This window comes from Rhodococcus globerulus NBRC 14531 (assembly GCF_001894805.1).
In the GTDB taxonomy this organism is placed as follows: domain Bacteria; phylum Actinomycetota; class Actinomycetes; order Mycobacteriales; family Mycobacteriaceae; genus Rhodococcus_F; species Rhodococcus_F globerula.
The window spans coordinates 1,750,802-1,777,716 of sequence record NZ_BCWX01000001.1; the positions used below are offsets into that span (position 1 = coordinate 1,750,802).

General features: G+C 62.5%; 1 protein-coding gene. It reads left to right on the top strand.

The window, feature by feature from the left end:
- The first annotated feature begins 11 nt into the window (after window positions 1–11).
- Window positions 12–26,888, top strand: coding sequence for a non-ribosomal peptide synthase/polyketide synthase (locus tag RG2_RS07920; RefSeq protein ID WP_443096516.1), 26,877 nt, complete (start codon window positions 12–14; stop codon window positions 26,886–26,888).
- The last annotated feature ends 27 nt before the right edge of the window (window positions 26,889–26,915 follow it).

Genomic DNA, 26,915 nt, shown 5'->3' on the forward strand with positions numbered 1-26,915 from the left:
CGGATACGGACGTGGCTACGCATTCGGCGGCTGCGGAGACCCAACAGGGTGGCACTATTGTGAAACGCTTCGATGTCAGGCAACAGCCCACTCGAGTTTCGGACGTAGAGCTGTTTCCTCTCTCCGCCGCGCAGCGTGCGACCTGGTTTGCGCAGCAACTCGAGCCGAAGGTGCCGATTTCGATAGCGCACTACGTCGAGTTGCGTGGAGTTCTCGATGTCGACCTGCTGCGCAGGGAAACCCGGACGGTCGCACGGGAGTTTCAGTCGCCCTTGCTCAAAGTGCTCGAGGTCGACGGCCAGCCGATGCAGTACGTGGACAACTCGATGGAGATCCCGGTCGAGCTCATCGATTTCCGTGACTACGACGATCCGATGGTCGCTGCACACGAGTGGATGCAGCGGGATTATCAGACCACTCTTGATCTCGGAATTGATCGACTGGTCGAGACCTCGGTGCTCTGCGTGGGTGAGCTGCACTATTTGTGGTACAGCCGAATTCATCATGTCGCACTCGACGGATTTGGTGCGATGACGCTGATGAATCGTATTGCGCACCGATATTCGGCAGCAGTCTCCGGAGGCGAACCGGATCCGAATCGCGCTGCGCCACTACGCAAGCTGTACGACATCGACAGTCGCTACCGGTCGTCGGATCGGTTTGCCGCCGATCGCGAGTACTGGGCGGAGAGGAACTCAGGCGGTACCGGTTCAGCCCTGGCGACCGGGCACGAACCGGCAGTCGCTGCGAGCAAACTCCAGAGCGCTGTGCTGTCCGGGGAATCGTCTGCCGAACTCCTGGAATCCGAAGGTCAGGCGGCTACGATCATCGGAGCGCTGGCCTGTTATTTGGCACGTCTCACTGCGAAAGACGCTGTACTGGTGCAAGTTCCGATGTCAGGCCGAACGACGGCGGTACTGCGCGAGTCCGGCGGCATGATGGTCAATGTTGCGCCGCTGTCCATCTCGGTCGACGAAGGGGATACCGTCGCGGAACTCGTGTCCCGGGTTCAGCGTGAGTTGATGGGCGCACTACGCCATCAGCGCTGCAGTCTCGAAGACATTCGCCGCGACATCGGTGTCAGTACAAATGGTGTCAGTACAAATGGTGTCAGTACAAATGGTGTGAGCAGCGATGACGCATTGGCCGGGCCGATGGTCAACGTCATGATGTTCCGACAAGAAGTTCAGCTCGGCGCGATGGTGGGTGAATACCACATCGTCACCTCGGGGCCGGTGGAAGATCTCCTGGTCAACGTGTATCCGAGCGCGGATCAACTGTTCGTCGACTTCCGGGCGAATCCGAACAGGTACGCGGATTCGGTGTTGCGTGCGCATCACGGGCAGTTCGTCGAACTGCTGGAAGAACTGATCGCGGCGGCTCCGGATGTGCGGCTTGCGACCATTCACGACCGCTCCTTCCGCACTGGCGTGAAACTGCGCCGTGAGGCCGAGCAACTCGAGTACTGGAAGAACCAGCTCGCGGGGATGCCCGAACTGCTGAGTCTCCCGTCCGACCGAATTCGACCCGCGGCGCAGTCGTTGAGCGGCGATCGGGTTGACGTTCGGATCAGCGCTGACACACATCAGCACCTGATCGCGCTGGCTCAGGAACACAACACCACAATGTTCGAGGTGCTGCACGCTGGGTTCGCGCTCTTGACGAGCCGCCTGTCCGGTGTGCTCGATGTGGTGGTCGGGACGCCGGTGTCGACAGGATCGAACATCGTCGTGTTGCGCAACCAGGTGGCACCGGATAAGTCCTTCTCGCGACTGTTGGGCCAGTTTGTCGAGGTCGACGCGGAAGCGTTCGAGCGCGCCGATATACCGTTTGATCGGTTGGTGGGGGAGCTGGAGGTCAAGCAATCCCCTGCGTATTCGCCTGTTGTCCAAGTGTTGTTCGAGAGCGGCCTCGAGCGCGGCCTCGAGACCGGCCTCGAGACCGGCACTGCCGCGGAGGAGACTGGCAACGGTATCGGCCGATTCGACCTTCGGGTATCTGCGGAAGAAACGTTCAGCGACGACGCCGCACCGTCCGGCATCAATGTGACGCTGGGGTTTGCCACCGATCTGTTCGATGCCGACACTGTTGCTCGTCTCGGAATTCGATACCGAACAATTCTGGAGGCGGTCACCGCCGACCCTGAGACGGTAGTCGGTGACATAGGCATTCTCTCCGAGGACGAACGGGGAGCGCTCCTTCCGGTCCAGACCGCGCCGGGACGTTCGCAGCGCACCCTGCCGGAGTTGTTCGATGCGGCTGCGCGGGCGCATCCCGACGGTATCGCGCTGTCGTATCAGGGCGCCTCGGTAACCTATCGAGAACTCGACGAACGTTCGAACCAGTTGGCGCGCGTGTTGGCTGCCCGCGGCATCGGATCGGAAGATCGTGTGGCGCTGGGTATGACACGCTCGGTGGAGTCGGTCCTGGCCATGCTCGCCGTGGCAAAGTCCGGTGCGGCATTTGTTCCCGTGGATCCGACGTATCCGGCTGAACGAATTCAACACATGCTGATGGACTCCGGCGCGGTCGTGGGGTTGACCGTTTCCGCTGAGCAATCGTCATTGCCGAATTCGATTCCGTGGATGACTCTCGATGACAACACCTTTCGTGATCATTGCGCGGCGATGCCGATTTCGGCAGTCACCGACGCCGAGCGAGCGCGACCACTTCGCCGCGAGAATCCCGCGTACGTGGTCTACACCTCGGGTTCCACGGGGCGACCGAAAGGCGTGTCGGTCACCCACACTGGACTGGACGGCTTTGCTGCTGAGCAACTTTCACGGTTCGGTGCTACACCGAACTCTCGAACGCTGCATTTCTCGACCCCGAGCTTCGACGCGTCGATCTTCGAGTATCTTCAGGCGTTCGGGGCCGCAGCCACAATGGTGATCGCTCCGCGCACGATCTACGGCGGCGAGGAGTTGGCCCGCTTCCTGAAAACCGAACGGGTCACCCACGGATTCATCACCACCGCCGCACTCGGATCAACACCCGCCGACGGCCTTCCCGACTTTCAGGATGTTGTGTTCGGCGGTGAGGCATGCCCGCCGGAGCTGGTGCAGCGGTGGTCTCCTGGTCGCAGGTTGTGCAATGCCTACGGGCCGACCGAGGCGACAATCATGGCGAATATCAGTACGCCGATGTCGCCGGCGGGACCGATCACACTGGGTGGCCCGCTTCGCGGGTGCGTCGAAGTTGTCCTCGATTCGAGGTTGAATCCCGTCCCGGACGGTGTTGCCGGTGAGCTCTATATTTCCGGTGAGGCCCTCGCTCGCGGGTATCACGGAAAACCGGCATTGACCACAGAACGGTTTGTGGCCAGCCCCTTTGGCCATCCTGGTGACCGGATGTACCGGACTGGAGATGTGGTGCGCCGCCGCGGCGGCACGCTCGAATACGTCGGGCGCAGCGACTTCCAGGTGAAGGTCCGCGGGTTCCGCATCGAACTGGGTGAAATCGATACTCTTCTGCTAGCTCATCCGCGGGTGCGGACTGCTGTAACCGTGGCACGAACCGCGCCGTCAGGCGATACGGTGCTCGTCTCGTATGTTGTGCCTGCCGACGGGCAGGTGCTGTCGCCCGCCGACCTGACGGAATACGTGGGGGAACATCTGCCCACGTATATGGTGCCGGCGGCGATCGTGTTGCGCGACGAGTTGCCGATGACGCCGGTGGGGAAGCTTGATCGTGCGGCGTTGCCAGCGCCACAATTTCTGCGCGGCGCCGGCGAGTTCCGTGCTCCGCTCGACCCGCTGGAGCAGGTTGTTGCACAGATCTTCTCCGATGTCCTCGGGGTTGAACGGATTGGACTGGGCGACAGCTTCTTTGATCTCGGCGGAAACTCCCTTGTAGCAACAAGGCTGATCGCTCGGGTCAACGCGGCCGAGGGGGTCGACCTTGGTGTACGGAGTCTGTTCGAGGCTCCCACCGTTGACGCGCTGGCGGTGGAAATTCGCGGTGCGCGGACCGCCGCTCGCTCCGGCCGTCCGAATCTGAACGCGCAACCTCGTCCCAGCAGAGTCCCTGTTTCGCTTGCGCAACAACGTATGTGGTTCGTCAATCAGTTCGACGTATCGTCGGCCGCGTACAACATTCCGATGGTGGTGCGGCTGGCAGGAACGTTGGATGTAGATGCGCTCCGGGCCGCAATGACAGACGTGATCAACCGCCACGAGTCGCTCCGCACCATGTATCCGGCGTCGGTGGACGGTCCTCTTCAAGTTATTGTTCCGCCGGCGCAGGTGATCCCGGAGTTGATTCCGCTTGTCGCCGTCACGCGCTCCACGTTGGATGCGCGGATTTCCGAACTTGCCGGTCGGGGTTTCGACGTGAGTGCCGATGTGCCCGTTCGCAGTGCGTTGTTTCGGATCAGTCCCGATGAGCATGTCCTGGTTCTTGTGGTACACCACATTTCGGCGGACGGAGCGTCACTGGCACCGCTCGCCCGCGACCTCACGGCGGCATACGCGGCGCGAGCGGCGAAGCAGGATCCGAATTGGCTCCCACTACCGGTGCAGTACGCGGACTACAGCCTGTGGCAACAGGGTGTTCTCGGCCTCGACGACGATCCGGGCAGCGTCATGTCCGCACAATTGGGGTACTGGAAGTCGACGCTGTCCGGCGTCCCCGCCGCTATCGACTTACCGCTGGATCGGCCGCGGCCGGCGCAGCGATCGCTGCGCGGTGAGACCGTCGAGTTCTCGGTTCCCGCGGAATTGCACAGTGAAGTCCTCGAACTTGCGCGCCGGCACAACGCCACAGTGTTCATGGTGATGCATGCTGTGCTTGCGGTGATGTCGGCGCGGCTGAGCGCATCGGCAGACATAGCAATCGGGACACCGACAGGAGGTCGTGGTGAGGAGGCACTCGACGACCTGGTCGGGATGTTCGTCAACACACTGGTGCTGCGGACGGCCGTACATTCTGCCGCGACCTTCGAACAAGTACTGGCCGGCGTCCGTGAGGTGGATTTGGCGGCGTTCGGCCACACGGAGGTGCCCTTCGAGAGTGTCGTCGAAGCATTGGCGCCGGAACGCTCGACATCGCAATCACCGCTCTTCCAGATCTTGCTGGAGTTCCAGAACACGGTCGCGCCCCACCTGGAACTCCCGGGCCTCACAGTGGACGTCGTACCGGTCGATTCCGGCGTCGCCAAATTCGATCTGCAGTTGACGCTTGCGGAACGCCGTGACGACATGGGGTCGGCAGCAGGCTTTGCGGCGTCGTTCACGTACGCGTCGGACATCTTCGATCGGGACACGGTCGCAGGCTTCGGGGAGCAGTTCGTTCGAATTCTGAGCGCTGTAGTAGCGGATTCGAACACCCCTGTCGGTGATGTAGACGTGGTCGATTCGCGTGAGCGCGACGTGGTTGTGGGGGTGTGGAACGAGACGGATCGACCGATTCCGTCGGTGACGTTGGCTGATCTGTTCGATGGGCAGGTTTTGCGGACACCGAATGCGCCAGCTGTTGTGTTCGACGGAACGGTGCTGTCGTATCGGGAGTTCGGTGAGCGGGTGAATCGGCTGGCCCGATTCCTGATTTCGGTGGGTGTTGGTCCGGAATCGCGAGTGGGTGTCGCTATTTCTCGTTCGGTGGAGTTGTTGGTATCGGTGTATGCCGTGCTCGAAGCAGGTGGGGCGTATGTCGCGATCGATCCGGGCCAGCCACCGGACCGGGTGGGGTTTGTGGTGGGCGCCGCGGATCCCGTGGTGGTGCTGACAACTTCGGGTGAAGGTTCGGTATTGCCCGCCGGTGTGTTCGTCGTCGAGTTGGATCATGTTGATGTGAGTGAGTTTTCGAGTTCACCGGTGACAGATTGTGACCGGCTGACTCCACTGCGGCCGGAACATGCGGCGTATGTCATGTTCACGTCGGGATCGACGGGTCGGCCGAAAGGTGTTGTGGTTCCGCACGCGGGAGTAGTCAACCGCCTGCTGTGGATGCAGGATCGCTACCCTTTGGACGCCAGTGACGTGGTGCTACAGAAAACGCCGGCGACGTTCGACGTATCGGTGTGGGAGTTGCTGTGGCCGTTGCAGGTTGGTGCGCGGTTGGTCATCGCAGAACCGGGTGGGCATCGTGATCCGGCATATCTTGCGGGCGTGATTGTCGACCAGTCGGTGACAGTGGTGCATTTTGTGCCATCGATGTTGGAGGTGTTTGTTGCCGAGGCGTCGGCGGCGCGGTGTTCAGGTATCCGGCGAGTGTTTGTATCGGGTGAGGCGCTGCCGCCGGGGACTGCGCGGCGGATGCGTGAGTTGATTCCCGGTGCCGGGCTACACAACTTGTACGGTCCGACGGAGGCGTCGGTGGATGTGACGTCCCACGAGGTCAGCGATGTCGACACGACAGTAGTGCCCATCGGTGCGCCGGTGTGGAACACCACGGTGTACGTGCTGGACGGGCGCTTGCATCCGGTGCCGGTGGGGGTTGTGGGCGAGTTGTATCTCGGTGGTGTGCAGTTGGCTCGGGGGTATTTGGGGCGGGCTGATTTGACGGCGGATCGGTTTGTGGCGGATCCGTTCGGGGCGAACGGTGAGCGGTTGTATCGGACTGGGGATCTGGTGCGGTGGGTGCGGCGTGGCAGTTCTGCCTTGGGTGAGTTGGAGTACGTCGGGCGTAGTGATTTCCAGGTGAAGTTGCGTGGTCAGCGGGTAGAACTTGGAGAGGTCGAGGCAACGCTGGCCCGGTACGACGGGGTAGCGCAGGCGGTAGTGGCACTGCGGTCGGGGGTCGCGGGCGATTATCTCGCCGGGTTTGTGGTTCCCCAGCCAGGGGCGACAGTTGACGAGCGAGTGATCTTGGAGCGGGCCGCCGCCGAGCTTCCGGGGTTCATGGTGCCGTCAGTGCTGGTGGTGATGGACGAGGTGCCGGTGACGGCAAATGGAAAGTTGGATCGGAAAGCGCTGCCGGAAACAGATTTCGAAGCCGGTGCTGCCGGATATCTTGCACCGCGCAATCCGATCGAGGACATTGTCGCCACTGTATTTGCGGATCTCCTCGGAGTCGCGAAAGTAGGTACGCACGAAGATTTCTTCGACCTCGGCGGGAACTCGCTGATCGCCACGAGGTTGGTCGCGAGGATCAATGCCGTGGTCGGGGACAGGATAGGAGTGCGGGACGTATTCGACGCTCCGACCGTCGCGGATTTGGCGGCATTGGCGCAGTCGAATGACGGTGTGGAATCCAGACCGCCGCTGAAGCCGCGGGGTGGTACTGCGGAAGTCCCACTGTCGCTGGCGCAACAGCGGATGTGGTTTGTCAATCAGTTCGACACGTCGTCGTCGGCGTACAACGTCGCGTTTGCGTTGAGGTTGGACGGCGCGCTCGATATCAGTGCGCTGCAGGCAGCTTTTGGTGACGTCGTCGAACGACATGAGGCAGTGCGCACAATCTTTCCGCTCACCGATGACGGCCCACAACAAGTGGTCGTGCCTACCGCGAGTGCAGTGCCTGACCTTGATCCCATCGCATTGTCCGGTGACGCAGAGCTTCGCGAGAAGTGCGTGCAGGTGCTGGCCGAAGGCTTCGACGTGACAGAGCAGGTCCCGCTGCGTGCCGGTCTGTTCCGGCTCGAAGGAAAGGCGGCTTCTCATGTCCTGGCAGTCGTGGTGCACCACATTGCTGCCGACGGTTTCTCGATGGCGCCGCTGGCCCGAGATGTCATGGGCGCGTATTCGTCACGTGTGCTGGGTTCGGCACCGGACTGGGCACCACTCGAGGTTCAGTACGCCGACTACACGTTGTGGCAACGCGAGTGGCTGGGTTCGGAATCCGATGAGCAGTCGCTGATGTCGACGCAGCTGGCGTATTGGAGCAACACGCTCTCTGACCTGCCCGAGGTGTTGGAGATTCCCACCGCCCGTCCGCGTCCCGCTGTTCGTTCGCTTCGCGGCGGACACGTCCCGTTTTCGATAGATCCCGAGGTTCATGCGGGCGTGGTGGCGCTGTCGCGGGAATACAACGTCACGGTGTTCATGGTTGTGCACGCGGTGTTGGCGGCAATGTTGGCGCGGTTGACTGATTCCGACGATATCGCCGTCGGCACACCGATCGCGGGTCGTGGTGAGAGGGAGCTCGACGACGTCGTGGGCATGTTCGTCAACACGCTTGTCCTGCGCACCACGATCGACACGGGCGCGACATTCGCCGAATTGCTCCACACCGTCCGGGAAGCTGATCTGGGTGCATTCACGCATGCGGAAGTTCCCTTCGAACGTGTTGTGGAAGTGGTGAATCCCTCACGGTCGACCGCGCATTCTCCGCTCTTCCAGGTCATGCTGGAGTTCCAGGACATCGAGCGCCCGACCTTGGAACTTCCCGATCTGCAGGTCAACAGTGTCGATGTCGAGATCGACACCACCAATTTCGATCTGCAATTGACAGTGTCGGAACGCGTGGACGCCGACGGTAACCCAGCCGGCATGGATGCAAAGTTCGGTTATGCCACAGACCTTTTCGACAGTGATTCTGCCTTGACGTTTGCGCGGCGGCTGCAGCGAATCCTCGTCAGTGTCACCGCTGATCCATCTGCAAGGGTCGGAGATATCGATATCCTCGACGCTGGTGAACGTGACGACCTGACCCCGGTTCGAGGTAAGGAGGGAGTGGACCCGCACACGCTGCCGGATCTGTTGGCAGCCGCAACCGCTCACGATCCGAATGCTGTTGCGCTGATCTATGACACGCGTGAGGTTAAGTACCACGAACTCGACAAACGCTCGAATCAATTGGCCCGCATGCTGATCGAGTACGGTATCGGGCCCGAGAACGTAGTTGCACTATGCGTGCCGCGATCCGTCGAGTCCATTCTGGCGCTGTGGGCTGTGGCCAAGACGGGTGCCGCGTTCCTTCCCGTCGATCCACATCATCCCTCTGTGCGGATCGAATACATGCTCACCGACTCCAGCGCAGTGTGGGGCGTGACCGGGGCGGCGCACCACGCCACCCTTCCCGCTGTCGTGCCCTGGTTGGTACTGGATGAACCGGGCTTCGGCGAACGACTGTCGTCCTACCCGTCGTCGGGGATCAGCGATGAGGAGCGGACATCGACGATTCGGATCGATAATCCGGCGTACTTGATCTATACCTCCGGGTCGACCGGCACACCCAAGGGCGTCGTTACGACACACCGCGGTCTGCACAGCTTTGCCGTTCAGGAGCGCGAAACATTCGGAACCACAACGCAGTCGCGGACACTGCACTTTGCGTCGCCCAGCTTTGACGCATCGATCCTCGAATTGTTGTTGGCGACCGGTGCCGGCGCCACGATGGTGATTGCGCCGCCGTCCGTGTACGGCGGAACCGCTTTGGCGGAACTGCTCGAATCCGAGCGGGTCACGCATTGTTTTGTCACTCCGGTGGCACTGGCGTCGGTTGAACCGGCAGGTCTCTCTTCGCTCGAATGCGTGGTGACGGGTGGGGAGGCTTGCCCGCCCGAACTGGTGGCACGATGGGCGCCGGGTCGGCGGATGTTCAATGCCTACGGACCGACCGAGACGACAGTAGTGTCGAGTATCAGTGCGCCCCTTGCGCCCTCGGACCCGGTCACCATCGGTGCCCCCACGCGCGGTTTCACTGAAGTTGTGCTCGATTCGCGGCTTCAGCCGGTACCGGTGGGTGTTGCCGGCGAGTTGTATCTTGCCGGTCCGGCTCTTGCGCGTGGTTATCACGAGCGGTTCCGCCTGAGCGCCGAACGTTTTGTCGCCGACCCCTTCGGCCCGGGCGGAACGCGCATGTACCGCACCGGCGATCGGGTGCGGTGGTCGTCAGATGGGCAATTGGAGTACCTCGGGCGCACTGATTCACAAGTGAAGATTCGTGGTTTCCGCATCGAACTCGGCGAAGTCGAATCGGCGCTTACTGCGCATGAGGACGTGGCTCAGGCCGTTACCGACGTATGGAACGGTGACGGCAGCGGCGACCGGTTGATCGGTTACGTGGTGCCCGAACCTGGCGCGATAATCGACTCGAAAGAAGTTCTCGACGTCGCAGCTGGGCGACTGGCGTCGTACATGGTCCCGGCGACGCTGGTGATACTCGGATCTCTTCCCCTCACGGTTCACGGGAAACTTGACCGCGCGGCGCTGCCGGAGCCTGACTTCTCGGCCGCGGTGACACCGGATCGACCACCGCGAACCGAGACCGAGGCGTTGCTTGCCGGACTGTTCAGCGAGGTACTCGGACTGGAATCGGTGGGCGTCCACGATTCTTTCTTCGCGCTCGGCGGGGACAGCATCATGTCCATCCAATTGGTAGCCCGCGCAAAGGCTGCCGGTGTGATCCTGAGTCCCCGAGATGTTTTTGATCACAGAACCGTTGCAGCGCTTGCTGAATCGGCGCGATTCGACGGTGACGACGCGGATGCCCTCGACGAGTTGCCCGGTGGCGGTGTCGGTTTCCTGCCCGTTACCCCGGTCGCGTCGTGGATGCTCGAACGCAGTGGCGGCAAACTCGACCGATTCTCTCAAGCCTTGCTGCTGGCAGCGCCAGCCGGCCTCACGCAGAACGTTCTTGCTCTCGCAGTCCAGGAAGTGCTTGACCACCACGACATGCTTCGGGCGCGTCTGATCGTGGACAACAGTGCACACCGGGACATGGCAAGACCTGGCATGGAGGTGCTGCCGCCAGGTTCGATCACGGCGGACACGGTGATCGGTCGGGTGCTCGTCGACACGGTTGACGGGGATGATTTTGCCGCCTTGGCTTCCACGGAACTCGAGGCCGCTGCCGACCTTTTGGATCCGGCCACCGGCGGCCTGCTGCGCATTGTCTGGTTCGACGCCCCGAATGCCAACGGCCGACTCCTTGTGGTGATTCATCACCTCGCGGTAGACGGCGTCTCGTGGCGCATCCTCGTCGCGGATCTTGCGTCGGCAGTGGGACAAGTCCAGGCCGGTGAAACGCCTTCTCTCGCCCCCGTGGGTACGTCGATGCGACGCTGGTCTCATGGCCTGCGCGAACTCGACCGCAGCAGTGAAATCGACCTGTGGACGAGTATCCTGGACGGCCCCGATCCGTTGATCGGGTCGCGTCCACTCGATCCCACTATCGACGTCGAAGCGAGTGTTGGCACCGTCACCGTCGACGTGCCGCCCGCCGTTACACGTAGTCTGCTCACCACATTGCCGACGGCTGTTCACGGAAGCGTTGGCGACGGGTTGCTTGCCGCCGCGGCGCTGGCTCTCGTCAGTTGGCGGCGTCAACAGGGCTCTGCGCGTCAAGAGGGCACTGTTGCGGCAGACGCGCTGATCACACTCGAGGGACACGGCCGCGAGGAAAATGCAGTCCCCGGCGCGGAGCTTTCCCGCACCGTCGGATGGTTCACCACCGTGTATCCGGTGCGGCTGGATCTCGCCGGGATCGATGTCGACGATGCGCTGGCCGGTGGTCGTGCGGCCGGGCAGTCGGTCAAAGCCGTCAAGGAGCAGTTGCGTGCGATCCCGGATCACGGCATCGGCTACGGAATGCTGCGATACCTCGGCGTCGAGGGAGCGTCGCTCAGCCAATATGGTTCTCCTCAAGTCAGTTTCAACTATCTGGGACGAGTGAGCACCTCCGACGGAACGCAAGACTGGCTACCGGTCGCGGGCAGCAGAGAGCTCGGTGGGACGCAGAACCACACCATGCCGGTCGCGTCCGTGATCGACATCAACGCTGCTGTCGAGGACGGTCCGGACGGTCCGCATCTGACCGCGACGTTCACCTACCCGGCAGGTGTGATCAACGAGGACGAAGTCGCGGGGTTTGCCGAACTGTGGCGTCGTGGCCTCGAAGGACTCGCTGCTTACACGTCACTGCCGGGAGCGGGTGGGCTCACCCCGTCCGATGTTCCACTCGTGTCGGTGAGCCAGCAGCAGATCGAATCTTGGGAGGAGCGATTCCCCACAGTGCGCGACGTGTGGTCGCTCTCGCCGCTGCAGGAGGGGTTGCTCTTTCACGCCGCGGTGGCCGCAGAAACCGTGGACGTGTATACCGCACAGCTGTGCATCGAGTTGGAAGGTTCCGTCGATGCGGGGCGCCTGCGTTCCGCTGCAGCAGGTTTGGTGGCCCGTCACCCGAATCTGCGTACCGCGTTCGTCTACGGAAGCGACGGTGCTGCCGCTCAAGTGGTTGTCGACGACCTGGAGATTCCGTGGCAGGAGGTGGATCTGACCGGATACGGATCGGCCGCCGACGAGGAATTGCGACGCTACCTCGACGCGGATCGCAGTGCCCGGTTCAATCTCGACTCACCTCCGTTGCTGCGTCTGACTCTGCTGCGAACTGCACCCGATCGATCAGTGCTTGCGGTGACAAACCATCACATCATCCTCGACGGTTGGTCGATGCCCTTGCTGGTGCGCGAGCTTCTGACGCGGTACGCCGCCGACGGAACCCCGGTGGATCTGCCGGAGTCTGCTTCGTACCGCAATTATCTGACCTGGTTGGCACATCGGGATTCCGAAGCGTCAGCACAGGCGTGGGAACGTGCGCTGCGCGGTGTCACCGAGCCGACGTTGCTGGCGCCTTCCGCGTCTGGCGGGCACCGGGCTGTGCCGGCCGAGGTCGACATCGACCTGCCCGCTTCGGTGCTCGATGCCCTGACTGCCACGGCCCAGCGCAGCGGGGTCACGATGAACACAGTGGTTCAGGCTGCGTGGGGTGTTCTACTGTCCCGCTTACTCTCTCGTGACGACATCGTATTCGGCGCCACTGTCTCGGGGCGATCACCGGAACTGCCCGGTGTGGAAAACATGCTGGGGTTGTTCATCAACACGTTGCCCGTGCGAATGCAGGTAGATCCTGACGAGACCTGCGCACAGTTGCTGGTTCGGATGCAGGAGGAGCAGGCCGCTCTTCTCGATCATCACGAGGTGGGGCTCGGTGAGATTCAGGCCCGCGTCGGTGTGGGCAACCTGTTCGACACGCTGTCGGTATTCGAGTCGTACCCGGTCGACACGTCAGGGCTGGATGATGACGTGGACATCGCCGGTATGCGGGTGACGGGGTTGGATGCTCGCGACGCGACGCACTACCCGCTGACCCTGCTCTCGATCCTCGAACCCCGGTTGCGTCTGAGCCTGCGCTATCAACCATCGATCTTCGACGCCGCGACAGTCCACCTGTACGCCCATCGGTTGACGAGGATTCTCGAAACGATTGCTCTCGACGACTCAACACCGGTCGCTGAAGTCGACATCTTTGCCGACGGTGAGCGGGAGTTGGTGCTGGATGAGTGGAATGCGACGGAGCATCGCGTGCCCGCTGCGACCTTGCTGGATCTAATCGACGCACAGGTGGCACGCACTCCGGACGCTGGTGCGGTGGTGATAGATGGCTCCGTGTTGACGTACGCGGAGTTCGATGCGCGCGTGAACCGACTAGCGCGGCTGCTGATCGGTGCAGGCGTGGGTCCGGAGTCGCGGGTGGGTGTTGCGGTGTCTCGGTCGCTGGAGATGCTGGTGGCAATCTACGCCGTGGGGAAGGCAGGCGGGGCGTACGTTCCGATCGACCCCGATCAACCTGCGGAGCGCGTCGCATATGTGGTGGGAGCGGTTGATCCGGTGCTTGTGCTCTCCACCGCTGCCGAGCGGGCTGTGCTGCCCGGGGGCATGACGGTAGTGGAGCTGGATCATGTTGACGTATCGGAGTATTCGCCGGATCCGGTACGCGAGTGCGAGCGGATTGCGCCGCTGCGACCGGAGCATCCGGCGTATGTGATGTTCACGTCCGGTTCCACCGGTCGACCGAAGGGGGTGGTGGTTCCACACGAGGGTGTGGTGAATCGGTTGCTGTGGATGCAGGATCGGTATCCGCTCGCCGGTGACGACGTAGTACTGCAGAAAACGCCGATGACGTTCGACGTATCGGTGTGGGAGTTGTTCTGGCCGTTGCAGGTTGGTGCTCGACTGGTGATCGCCGAACCTGGTGGGCATCGTGATCCGGTGTATCTGGACCGGGTGATCCGCGACGAGTCGGTGACGACGGTGCATTTTGTGCCGTCGATGTTGGAGGCGTTTCTCGCCGGCGCAGATGTCGGCGGTTGTGACTCTCTGCGGCGGGTGTTTACCAGTGGTGAGGCGCTGGCAGCATCGACGGCGGCGCGTCTGCTGCGGTGCAGTGATGTGGAATTGCACAACTTGTACGGTCCGACAGAGGCGTCGGTGGACGTGACATCCCACGAGGTCAGCGAACTCGACACGACAGAAGTGCCCATCGGTGCGCCCGTGTGGAACACCACGGTGTACGTGCTGGACGGGCGCTTGCATCCGGTGCCGGTGGGTGTTGTGGGGGAGTTGTATCTCGGTGGTGTGCAGTTGGCTCGGGGGTATCAGGGCCGGGCTGATTTGACGGCGGATCGGTTTGTGGCGGATCCGTTAGGGGCGAACGGTGAGCGGTTGTATCGGACTGGGGATCTGGTGCGGTGGGTGCGGAGTGGTATTGCGGGGTCGAGCGGAGTGAGGGGGAATGTTGCTGCTTTGGGTGAGTTGGAGTACGTCGGGCGCAGTGATTTCCAGGTGAAGTTGCGGGGCCAGCGCATCGAATTGGGGGAAATCGAGGCAGTAATGGCGCGCCAGGATGGGCTGGCGCAGGCGGTAGTGGTTCTCCGAAACGGCGAAGCCGGGGATTTCCTGGCTGCCTATGTTGTTGCCGCGCAGGGCCTAACGCTGGTCGAGCAAGAAGTGCTCGACGCGGCAGCACAGGATCTACCCGCGTACATGGTGCCGTCGGTGGTGACGGTGCTAGCGGTACTACCGGTGACCGGGAACGGCAAGCTGGACCGAAAAGCCCTGCCGGAACCGGAATTTGCCGCAGTGGTGTATAGAGCGCCGAGCACACCGGCACAGGAAGTAGTCGCGCAGGCATTTGCCGACGTGATCGGCGTTGATCGCGTCGGCGCCGACGACAGTTTCTTTGCACTCGGCGGCGATTCGCTCAGTGCTACCCGAGCAGTGGGACGGATCAACAGTGCGTTGAACACCGAATTGGGCGTGGCCGGGTTGTTCGACACACCAGTGGTTTCCGCGCTTGCTGCCAGGCTCGAGTCGACTGCCCGAACCGAACTCACCCAACCCGCACTGGCGGCGCGGGCGAGGCCCGATCGAATCCCGTTGTCTCTCGCTCAGGCCCGGATGTGGTTCGTCAACCAGTTCGACACGTCCTCGTCGGCTTACAACATCCCGGTTGTCCTGAAGTTGGACGGCGCACTGGATGTGGAGGCTCTGCGTGCGGCGCTGGGCGATGTGCTGGACCGGCATGAGTCCTTGCGTACAGTGTTCCCGGGTTCTGCGGACGGACCGCGTCAGCTGATACTCGAATCCTCGGATGTCGCGCCGGACCTTCGTCCGATTCCCGCACTCGATCAGGAACTTCACGATGTGATCGAGGGCTTCATCGGCACGGGATTCGACGTCACCACGGATCTTCCGATCCGAGTGCAGTTGCTGCGACTGGCTCCCGAGCGGCACGTTCTTGCCATTGTCGCTCACCACATCTCGGCTGACGGATTCTCGATGACACCGCTTGCCCGGGATGTCATGCTCGCGTACACCGCTCGCGCGCAAGACCAGAGGCCCCAGTGGGCGCCGTTGTCCGTGCAGTACGCCGACTACAGCCTATGGCAGCGGGAGGTTCTGGGCACGGAGCAACAATCGGAGTCGGTGGTCGCCGATCAGCTCGAATACTGGACCGCAGCGTTGGCAGGCATCCCCGAGGTCATGCCGTTGCCCTTGGATCGCCCGAGGCCGATTCAGCGGTCCACCGAAGGTTCCGTGATCCCGTTCGACATTCCTCTCAGCGTGCATCGTGAACTGGTCGAGATTGCGCACCAGAGTAATTCGACGTTGTTCATGGTGATGCACGCAGCGCTGGCAGCGCTGTTGGCACGGTTGTCGGGCTCGGGTGACGTTGCGGTGGGGACGCCGGTCGCAGGCCGGGGTGAAGCATTGCTCGACGACGTGGTGGGGATGTTCGTCAATACGCTGGTGCTTCGAACCCCGTTGTCGCCGGGATCTTCCTTTGCAGACGTGCTGAGTGCGGTGCGATCAGTGGATCTCGGGGCGTTCGGGCATGCGGATATCCCCTTCGAGAGGCTGGTGGACGAGCTTGCACCAGAACGGTCTACGTCGCATACGCCTCTGTTTCAGGTGGTCATCGAATTCCAGAACGCCAGCCACCTGCGACTCGAACTACCTGAGTTGACTGTCCACGAACTCGACGTGGATCTGGACGTGGCAAAATTCGACTTGCAACTCAGTCTCATCGAGCGGGTCGACGAGCACGGGTCGCCGGCCGGGATCAGCGCCGGGTTCCGCTATGCAAGTGACGTTTTCGATCAGGCATCGATTCAACGTATGGCAGAGCGATTTGAGCGTGTGATCGCAACCGTGGCCGAGGACCCCTCGGTTGCGGTAGGTGATATCGACATACTGCTGCCGACAGAACGCGAGCGTGTGCTCCTGGACCCGAACCGCCGGGGCGTTGATGTCGGACCGATGTCACTGGTGGATCTGTTCGATCAGTCGGTGGCGTCGGCGGGTGATGCGGTTGCGGTGAGCTGCGACGGCAATGCGGTGACGTACCGCGAACTCGACGGGCGGGCGAACCGACTCGCGAGGCTGTTGGTGGCGCGGGGAGTCGGCGCGGAAACTCTGGTAGCCGTGGCTATGACGCGATCTGTCGATCTTGTTGTGGCACTGCTGGCTGTGGTGAAAGCGGGTGCGGGCTACCTCCCGGTGGACGTGGCTTCTCCGGCGCAGCGACTGGAATTCCTGTTGAGTGATGCCGCGCCGACCTGCGCTCTCACCACAATCGAAGACTGCGGCGCATTGGAGTCTTCGATTGTCCCCATGATCGTGGTGGACAGCGACGATACTGTGACTGCGCTGCAACAGTTTTCGCCCCTTCCGGTCACGGATGCCGACCGCCTGCGTCCGTTGCATCCCGATTCGGTGGCGTATGTGATCTATACGTCGGGCTCTACCGGACGGCCGAAGGGCGTGCAGGTAGCGCACCGCAACGTGGTCACATTGCTGGCAAACACCCAGGCGCTGTACAAATTCGGCGAAAATGATGTATGGACGATGTTCCATTCCGCCGCGTTCGATTTCTCGGTCTGGGAAATGTGGGGTGCCCTTGCCCACGGTGGCCGCCTGGTATTGGTCGACTACTTCACTGCCCGCTCACCGGAGGCGTTCCTCGAACTCCTGCAGCGCGAACGCGTCACCGTGCTCAATCAGACCCCGACGGCCTTCTACCAACTGGCGCAGGCAGACCGCCTGGCCGGCGAACCCGACTTGTGGTTGCGGTACGTGATCTTCGGCGGGGAAGCCCTCGATTTCGCGCAGTTGGAACGCTGGTACTCGCGACGCGGCGACACCGCCCCGACTTTGGTCAACATGTACGGCATCACGGAAACGACGGTGCATGTCAGCTACCTACCTCTGGATCACGACCTTGTGCGCGACGTATCCGCATCGGTGATCGGCCCGGCATTGCCCGGCCTCCGCGTTTACGTGCTCGATGATCGGCTGCATCCGGTACCACCGGGCGTGGCCGGCGAGATGTACGTCTCGGGCACGCAAATCACACGTGGATATCTCGGTCGGTTCGGACTCACGTCGGCACGATTTGTGCCGGACCCCTTCACACCTGGGGCGCGTATGTACCGGTCCGGCGACCTGGCGCGATGGAATGCGCATGGCCAGTTGGAGTATCTCGGCCGCAACGATCAACAGGTGCAGGTGAAGGGTTACCGGATCGAACTCGGCGAGGTCGAGTCGGCTTTGCTCGCCGGCGCTGGGGTGGCGCAGGCTGCGGCGGTGGCACGCGGTGACCGGTTGGTGGGCTACGTTGTGCCCGAAGCCGGCGCGGTGATCGACCCGGTTGCGCTACTCGATCAGGCCGCGGAGGGTTTGGCATCTCACATGGTGCCGTCGGTTGTCGTGGTCCTGGATCAACTGCCCCTGACCGGGAATGGGAAGCTCGACCGAAAAGCTCTACCGGAACCAGACTTCGGGCAACAGGTGCGGGTGAGTCGAGCTCCGGGTTCCGAGAACGAACGCATTCTCGTCGACCTGTTTGCCGAGGTTCTGGGACTAGGCACAGTAGGCGTCGACGATTCGTTCTTCACCTTGGGCGGCGACAGCATCATGTCGATCCAGTTGGTGACCCGTGCCAAGGCAGCCGGAGTTCTGATCACGCCGCGAGACGTGTTCGAGCGTAAAACCGTTGCGGCGCTGGCCCAGACTGCGCGTACGAGTGGCGACGAAGTTGTTCTTGACGAACTGCCAGGCGGCGGTGTCGGCGAGATCGCGTTGACCCCGATCGCGGCGTGGATGTTCGAGCGTGGCGGCGATTTCCGCCGCTACTCGCAGTCTGCACTCTTCACGGTCCCGGGGAACACGGATGAAGACACTCTGACGACGGCCGTGCAGGTAGTCCTGGACCGGCACGACGTTTTGCGGTCCCGGCTACACCGCACCGAGCACGGCTATTCACTAGAGGTGATGGGCCAAGGTTCGGTGAAGGCATCCGCGGTGGTTCGGCGGGTACCGACAGCCACTGATAACAGCGCGACGGATACAGCGAGGGAACTTGATGCGGCTGTAGGGCGGCTGGACCCGGAGTCGGGTGTCATGGTGCAGATTGTGTGGCTCGACGCCGGTCCGGATCGAGAGGGCCGCTTGTTGTTTGCCATCCATCATCTGGTGATGGACGGCGTGTCCTGGCGAATATTGATCCCCGACCTTGCCCTGGCGTGTGCTCATCTTCAGGCCGGTGTCGAGCCGGCCCCAGCGCCGGTGGGAACGTCGATGCGCCGGTGGTCGCATGCACTGGTCGACGCCGCCCACGATCCGCACCGCGCTGGTGAACTCGACTTCTGGCGACAGACACTCAGCGGTCCCGATCCAGCGCTGGGTACACGGGCACTGACACCGCGGGACACCGGAGCCAGCGTCGCGGATATCGAGGTGCGAGTGCCCATTGCGTTGACCGAGAGCCTGCTCGTGGCGGTGCCGCAGGCATTTCACGGCAGTGTTGCCGACGGATTGTTGACTGCGCTGAGCCTGGCATTGATCCGGTGGCGTCGTGACCGCGGTATCGCACATGCGGACGCATTGCTCAATCTCGAAGGTCACGGCCGCGAAGAGCACGTCGTACCCGGTGCAGATCTTGCCCGCACTATCGGATGGTTCACGACGATCTTCCCGGTTCGTCTCGATCTGAACGGCGTGGATCTAGACGACGCGTATGCCGGCGGTCCGTCCATGGGCAATGCGATCAAGACGGTGAAGGAACAGCTTCGCGCAATTCCCGAGCGCGGCATCGGTTTTGGGTTGCTCCGATATCTGAACAGTGAAACGGCCAGTCAGCTTTCTCCGCTACCCGATCCGCAGATCAGCTTCAACTACCACGGACGGCTAGGCAGTGCCGGCATGGACAGTTCAGCGGGCTGGGCGCCGATTGACGATGGTGCACTACGCGACGCGACAACTGCAGATCTGCCGCTGGCTGTTGTCGTCGATATCAATGCGATGGCTATCGAGACCGACGACGGTACGGTGCTGAGCTCCACCTGGACGTATCCTCCCGGCGTGCTCACCAGCGAAGACGCACAACAACTTACCCGGCTGTGGTTGGAAGCGCTTGCTGCGCTCGGTGCGTACGCGGCATCGAGTGGTGGGTTCACCCCGTCCGACTTCGATCTTGTCGACCTTCGACAGGATGCGATTGACGACCTCGAAAGGCGTTGCGCGGACCTCGCAGACGTCTGGCCACTATCACCGTTGCAATCGGGGCTCCTCTTCCATGCCGAACTGGCAGACGAGTCCGCCCAGGATCTCGAGTCAGCCCACAACCACGAATCTGTCGACGCCTACCTGGTGCAAGTAGCGCTCGACCTTGTAGGCGACGTGGATTCCGGTCGGTTGCACCGTGCCGCCGCCACGCTGCTCGACAGGCATGCCAACCTTCGCACCGCTTTTCTGCACGACGTGGACGGACAGGCCGTGCAGGTCGTTGGGCGCCATGTGCCACCTCCGTGGCGCGAGGTTGATCTCACGGCCGGTGGCGAGCAGAACCTCGAACAGGTTCTGGCGCAGGACAGGTCGACGCCCTTCGACATGACACAACCGCCGCTGATCCGGTTCACACTGATCAAGATCACAGCGAGTACGTACACGCTGGTGATCACCAACCATCACATCCTGCTCGACGGCTGGTCGATGCCGTTGCTGGTCAGAGAACTGTTGACGTTGTATGCCGTCGACAGTGACGCGTCTGCACTGCCACGCACCCGCGGATACCGCGATTACCTCGAGTGGATGAGTCGCCGCGATCACGGTGACTCGCGAGACGCCTGGGCCCTGGCTCTCTCCGGGGTGGACGGCCCAACCCTCCTCGCTCCCGTGGATCGGGCGCGTCGGCTGTCCACCATGACAGCGGAGTGGGAGTTCGATGTCGGCGAAAAGGGGACTACGCGTCTGCGCGATGTTGCGCGTTCGCGCGGACTGACGATCAACACGTTGGTGCAGGTGTCGTGGGGGATCGTTCTTGCCACGCTGACCGGTCGTGACGACGTGCTGTTCGGTGCCACAGTGTCGGGCCGGCCGCCCGAATTGGGTGGCATCGAAACGATGATCGGACTGTTCATCAACACACTTCCCGTTCGGATCAGTCTGCGCACCGACGAGACGCTGGGTGAATTGCTCGATCGGGTTCAGGTTGAGCAGGCAGCGTTGTTGGATCATCACTACCTCGGACTCGCGGAGATCCAGGACGTCGGTGGTCCGGAGATCGGATTCGATACGTTGACCGTGTTCGAGTCGTATCCGGTTGACCGCGAAGGATTGTCGACCGACACCGATATCGCCGGAATGAGAGTCACCGGTGTAGAGGCCAAGGACGCCGCTCACTATCCGCTGAGTCTGGTCGCGTCGGTCGACACCAAGTTGCACCTCAAATTCGAGTACCTTCCCGACGTTTTCGGTCCGGATGCAGTCGAATCCATGGCGCGGCGCCTGCATCAGGTGCTCGACGCGTGTGTTCGCCCAGACCTACCTCTGGCCGCCGTATCGTTGTTGACCGACAGCGAGCGCAGCGAACTGGTGCCGGTCCGTGGCTCCAGTGGCGGTTCGATCCGCACTTTGCCGGAGATCTTCGACGACGCCGTCACGCGTGATCCGGACGCGATCGCCGTCGTCTCGGAGGACGGCGACATGAGCTTCGAGGAGATGGACCGGCGGTCGAATCGAATTGCCCGAGTGCTGATCTCGCGTGGCGTCGGACCGGAGAACGCGGTGGCGGTAAGGATTTCGCGCTCTCTCGATTCGGTGCTGTCGATAGTGGCAGTGGCAAAAACCGGTGCCGCGTTTGTGCCGATCGATCCGAACTATCCGGACGAGCGCATCTCCCACATGCTCGCAGATTCGGGAGTGAGCCTGGGTGTCACCACAACCGATCACCACGATCGTCTCCCGGGAACCGCGCGCTGGCTGGTTCTCGATCACCCCGATTTCGTGGGCGAATGCGAGGAACACTCCGGGGCGCCGGTGAGCGATGACGACCGAATCCGTCCGATCAGGATGGATAGCGCCGCCTACGTCGTGTACACCTCAGGGTCCACCGGCCTGCCCAAAGGTGTCGTGGTCACGCACCGCGGTCTCGACAACTTCGCCCGTGATCAGATCGACAGGTTCTCGGCGGGCCCCCGATCTCGAACCTTGCACTTCTCGACGCCGAGTTTCGACGGGTCGCTGTTCGAATATCTGCAGGCGTTCGGCGCCGGCGCGACGATGGTAATTGCGCCACCAGACGTCTACGGCGGTGAGGAACTCGCCCGTCTGTTGGCCGAGCAGGACGTCAGCCACGCTTTTATCACCACCGCGGCGCTGGCATCCCTCGATCCGGCTGGGCTCGAACATCTTTCGGACCTCGTGGTCGGCGGTGAGGCGTGCCCGCCCGATCTGGTCGCTCGCTGGGCGCCGGGTCGACGGTTGTACAACGCGTACGGGCCGACCGAAACGACGATCATGTCCAACATCAGCGCACCGATGGTGCCTGGCGACCCGATCACCATCGGGGGACCTATCCGTGGCGTGAGTGAACTCGTACTCGACGCTCGGCTGCAACCGGTGCCAGTGGGCGTGCCAGGCGAGCTCTACCTGGCCGGGGCCGGATTGGCGCGTGGATATCACCGGCGACCAGGGCTGAGCGCCGAACGTTTTGTTGCCAATCCCGCCGATCCGGGAGCGCGCATGTACCGCACCGGGGACATCGTGCGCTGGACTCCGGAGAAGCGCATCGAATACGTGGGTCGCAGTGACTTCCAGGTCAAGGTTCGTGGTTTCCGCATCGAACCTGGTGAAATCGACGGTGCCCTCATGGCGCAGCCCCAGGTCGGATTTTCGGCCACGATCGCTCACCGTGGCTCAGCTGGCGACACCCTGCTCGCGTCGTACGTCGTACCGACCGCTGGAGGTGCGCTCGACGGCGAGGTTCTCATGCGGGCGTTGTCCGCGAGCTTGCCCTCGCACATGGTTCCCTCCTCGATCACAGTGCTGGAGCGGATTCCGCTGACAGCAGTAGGCAAGCTCGACCGTTCAGCCTTGCCCATCCCCGACGCCCTGTCGCGGACCAGGCCCTTCCGAGAGCCGACGGGGCTGGTTGCGAAATCAGTAGCGGACGTCTTTGCCGATGTACTCGGCCTCGAACGGGTAGGTGCCGACGACGATTTCTTCGAACTCGGCGGCAATTCGCTCAGTGCAACTCGGGTCACAGCCAGGCTCCGGACAGGTCTCGGCGTCGACAGCGGAGTGCGGGATCTCTTCGAAGCGTCGACCGTCGACGGTCTGGCCTCGCGCATCGAGCAACTGCGCACAACTGAGCCACTGGGTACCGCAGAATCCGGGCGTGCGCCCCTTGCTGCACGCACCCGGCCGGGAGACATTCCACTCTCGTTCGCTCAACAGCGAATGTGGTTTGTCAATCAGCTCGACACCAGTTCTCCCGCATACAACATTCCGATCGTGGTCCGGTTGAGCGGCAAACTCGATGTGGCGGCGCTGGATTCGGCGGTGTCCGATCTGGTTGCCCGGCACGAGTCGCTGCGAACGATGTTCCCCATCCACGGCGCTGCACCCGTCCAGCAGATACTCCCGACCGAGAATGCGGTGGAGACTCTGCTGCCTCACCGCGTTGCGGACGAGCACGAACTGCATGACGAGCTTGCCCGTCTGGTATCGGCGGGATTCGATGTCACCGCGCGTATTCCGTTGCGAGTCGCCCTGTTTGAGCTCACCGACATCGAACACGTTCTGGCCGTTGTGGTACATCATATTTCGGCCGACGGTTTCTCGATGTCCCCGCTTGTTCGGGACGTGATGACGGCGTATCAGGCGCGCACCAGCGGCGCCGCGCCGGACTGGGCGCCGTTGCCGGTGCAGTACGCAGATTACGCGTTGTGGCAACGAGAGGTACTCGGTGATGATGACGACCCGGAGTCGATAATCGGAGAGCAGCTTGCCTATTGGCGCGATGCGCTGGCCGGTACCCCGGATCTTCTCGAACTGCCGCTCGATCGTGACCGGCCGGCGCAGCAGACCTTCCACGGCGCTCGTGTGCACTTCACTGTTGGACGCGACCTTCATCGCCGCATCCGGGAGCTGTCGCGCCGGCATCAGTCCACCGAGTTCATGACTGTGCACGCTGCGCTCGCGATCCTGCTGGCGCGTCTCGGCAGCACTGACGACGTGGTGATCGGGACGCCCATCGCCGGCCGGGGAGATCGCGCTCTCGACGACCTGATCGGCATGTTTGTCGGCACGCTGGCTCTGCGAACGAAAGTCGAACCTGCGCACTCGTTCCGCGCGCTGGCCGCGCATTGCCGTGAAGTTGATCTCGGTGCCTTTGCCCATGCAGATGTCCCCTTCGAGCGAGTGGTCGACACGATCGGTCCGAGCAGGTCGACGGCGTATGCACCGATTGCCTCGGTGTCGCTCGAATTCCAGAACAACGATCGGCCGGTGCTGACACTGCCGGAGTTGGAAGTCGGAGGACTCGACCCCGAGCTCGACGTAGTCAAGGTTGACCTCGAATTCCTGCTGGCGGAGGAATTCGACGACGATGGTGCGCCGACGGGGATGAGCGGTGCTGTCGACTTCGCCACAGACCTTTTCGACACGGAGACCGTTGCCGGGTTTGCCGACATGTTCGTGCGCATTCTGGAATCCGTCACCGAGAACCCGGACCTGCCGATCGGCGATATCCCGCTGCTGGGCGAGATGGATCGTCGCATGATGGTGCCGGCGCTCGGAGAGCCGGCAGTGCAACCTGAGTTGTGGCCCGAGTTGCTCACGACCGCCGCGGCGTTCGACCCGGATTCGGTGGCGTTGACCTACGAAGGTCGCCACGTCAGTTATCGCGAACTCGACGAATGGTCCAACAGAGTGGCCAGGGTCTTGCGAGCGCGTGGAGTTGGTCCGGAAACCTTTGTGGCATTGGGGATGCCGCGGTCGATCGAATCCGTCGTGTCGATCTGGTCGGTGACAAAGGCAGGAGCGGCGTTTGTGCCTGTCGATCCCGCATACCCGCGCGAGCGTATCGACTACATGCTCGCCGATTGCCGTGCTTCGGTCGGGCTCACAGTAGCGGGCAGTCGAGGTCGACTACCCGATACGGTTCCCTGGCTGGTACTCGACGACGCGGATTTTGCGGAGCGTGTGGCCGCGGAGTCGGCGGACGAGGTCACCGACCGGGATCGGACGTGCCCACTGCATCTCGAACATCCGGCCTATCTCATCTACACCTCGGGTTCGACCGGAAAGCCGAAGGGTGTCAACGTCACTCATCGCGGGTTGGCGAACCTTACCGCTGAAACGCGGGAACGATTCGACGTCACTCATGATTCGCGGGTATCGCAATTGGCTTCTCCGAGCTTCGACGCGTCGGTGTTCGAGTTGATGATGGCCTTCAGTGCGTCGGCGCGTGTGGTGATCGTTCCGCCCGCAGTGTTCGGCGGCAGTGAATTGGCCGACCTGCTTCGCGACGAGGAGGTCACCCATGCCACCATCACGCCCACCGCGCTGGCGGCATTGGGTGACAACGGCTTCGAGTCGCTGCACGTCCTCGATTTGGTGGGGGAGGCCTGCCCGCCAGATGTAGTTGCGCAATGGGCGCCCGGTCGTAGCCTGCACAACGGGTACGGACCGACGGAAACTACAGTTCAGGCCAGCGTCAGCGCACCGATGCGGCCAGGAGAAGGGGTGAACATCGGGGCGCCTGCGCTAGGTTTCGGCTTCCTTGTCCTCGACGAGCGACTGCAGCCCGTCCCGTTGGGTGTTCACGGCGAGTTGTACATCATCGGACCCGGCATGGCGCGCGGTTACCACAATCGAACCGTCCTCACCTCGGAACGGTTTGTCGCGTGCCCGTACGGTGAGCCGGGGCGCCGGATGTACCGAACCGGAGACGTGGTCCGGTGGCGCGAGTCGGCGAACACCGGGGCGGGAAATGGAGTTGGCCACACGCTCGAGTACATCGGACGTAGCGACTTCCAGGTCAAGGTTCGAGGGTTCCGTATCGAACTCGGCGAAATCGATGCCGTTCTCGTGCGTCATCCGTCGGTGGACTTTGCCGCCACCATCGGTCATACCGCTCCATCGGGTGACACCGTTCTCGCGTCGTACGTGCGAGCAGTGGACGGACACCAGGTGGAGCCCGCAGACCTACGGGCCTTCACCGGGGAGCGGTTGCCGTCGCACATGGTGCCGTCTGCGGTGGTGGTACTCGATCGCATCCCGATGACGCCGGTGGGTAAGCTCGATCGAAAAGCTTTGCCTGCACCGGAATTCGGGTCGATCGGTGCGGAGTATCACGCGCCGACCACCAAAACCGAACATTCCGTCGTGGACGCTTTCGTCGAAGTTCTCGGAGTAGATCGGGTGGGTACCGCCGACAGTTTCTTCGACTTGGGTGGCAATTCGCTCATCGCGACCAGAATAGTTACCGCCCTGCATGCCCGATTGGATCGCAGGATTCCGCTTCAATGGATGTTCCTCGACCCCACGCCGGCGGGGATCGCCAGGCGCCTCGATATCCCGACAGCGAGCAGCGACCTGGAAGAGGCACTTGCCGTGGTGATTCCGCTACGCGCCGAGGGGAGCGGTAGGCCGTTGTTCTGCGTGCATCCCGGAATCGGATTGTCTTGGGGTTACGCGGGTTTGGTGCAGTACCTACCGCCAGATCGGCCCGTGTACGGGTTGCAGTTGCCGACGATCAGCGACGACGGCGACTACCGGTCGATCGAACAACTCGCGAACCGCTATGTAGAGGAGATCGAGGCCATCGCGCCCAACGGTCCGTACGATTTGCTCGGCTGGTCGCTCGGCGGGGTCATCGCACACGCCATGGCTGTCGAACTTCAATTGTCGGGTCGTGAGGTCGCCACATTGGCTGTCATGGACAGTTATCCCGACAACGGTGAGGTGGCACCGCAGGGCGGACTCGATGTTCGAGATCTGTTGCGCGGACTCGGATTGGAGATCGAATCGGGAGGTGAGATGACTTTCGAACACGCCGCTGCACTGTTGGACGAGTCGCTCGGGACCGAGACCGGGATACGCGGAAAAGACCTCGAACGGATTGCCGCGGGATACGAGAACTCGCAGCGGATCGGTCATCAATTCGTCCCGCAAGTGTACGACGGGAACCTGCTCATCTTCCCGGCCACAGGTGATGGGGACAGCGATACTCGGGAGCGGTCACCGCAGGAATGGAAGCCGCTCGTGACCGGGAGGATCGACGAGGTACCTGTCGACTGTTCCCATAACGAGATGATCGAACCGCAGGCCATGACCATCATCGGGCCGGCACTGGCACGCGCGCTTTCCGCTGATTCCTGAACCCGTGTGCATACGGTACTGATCGGG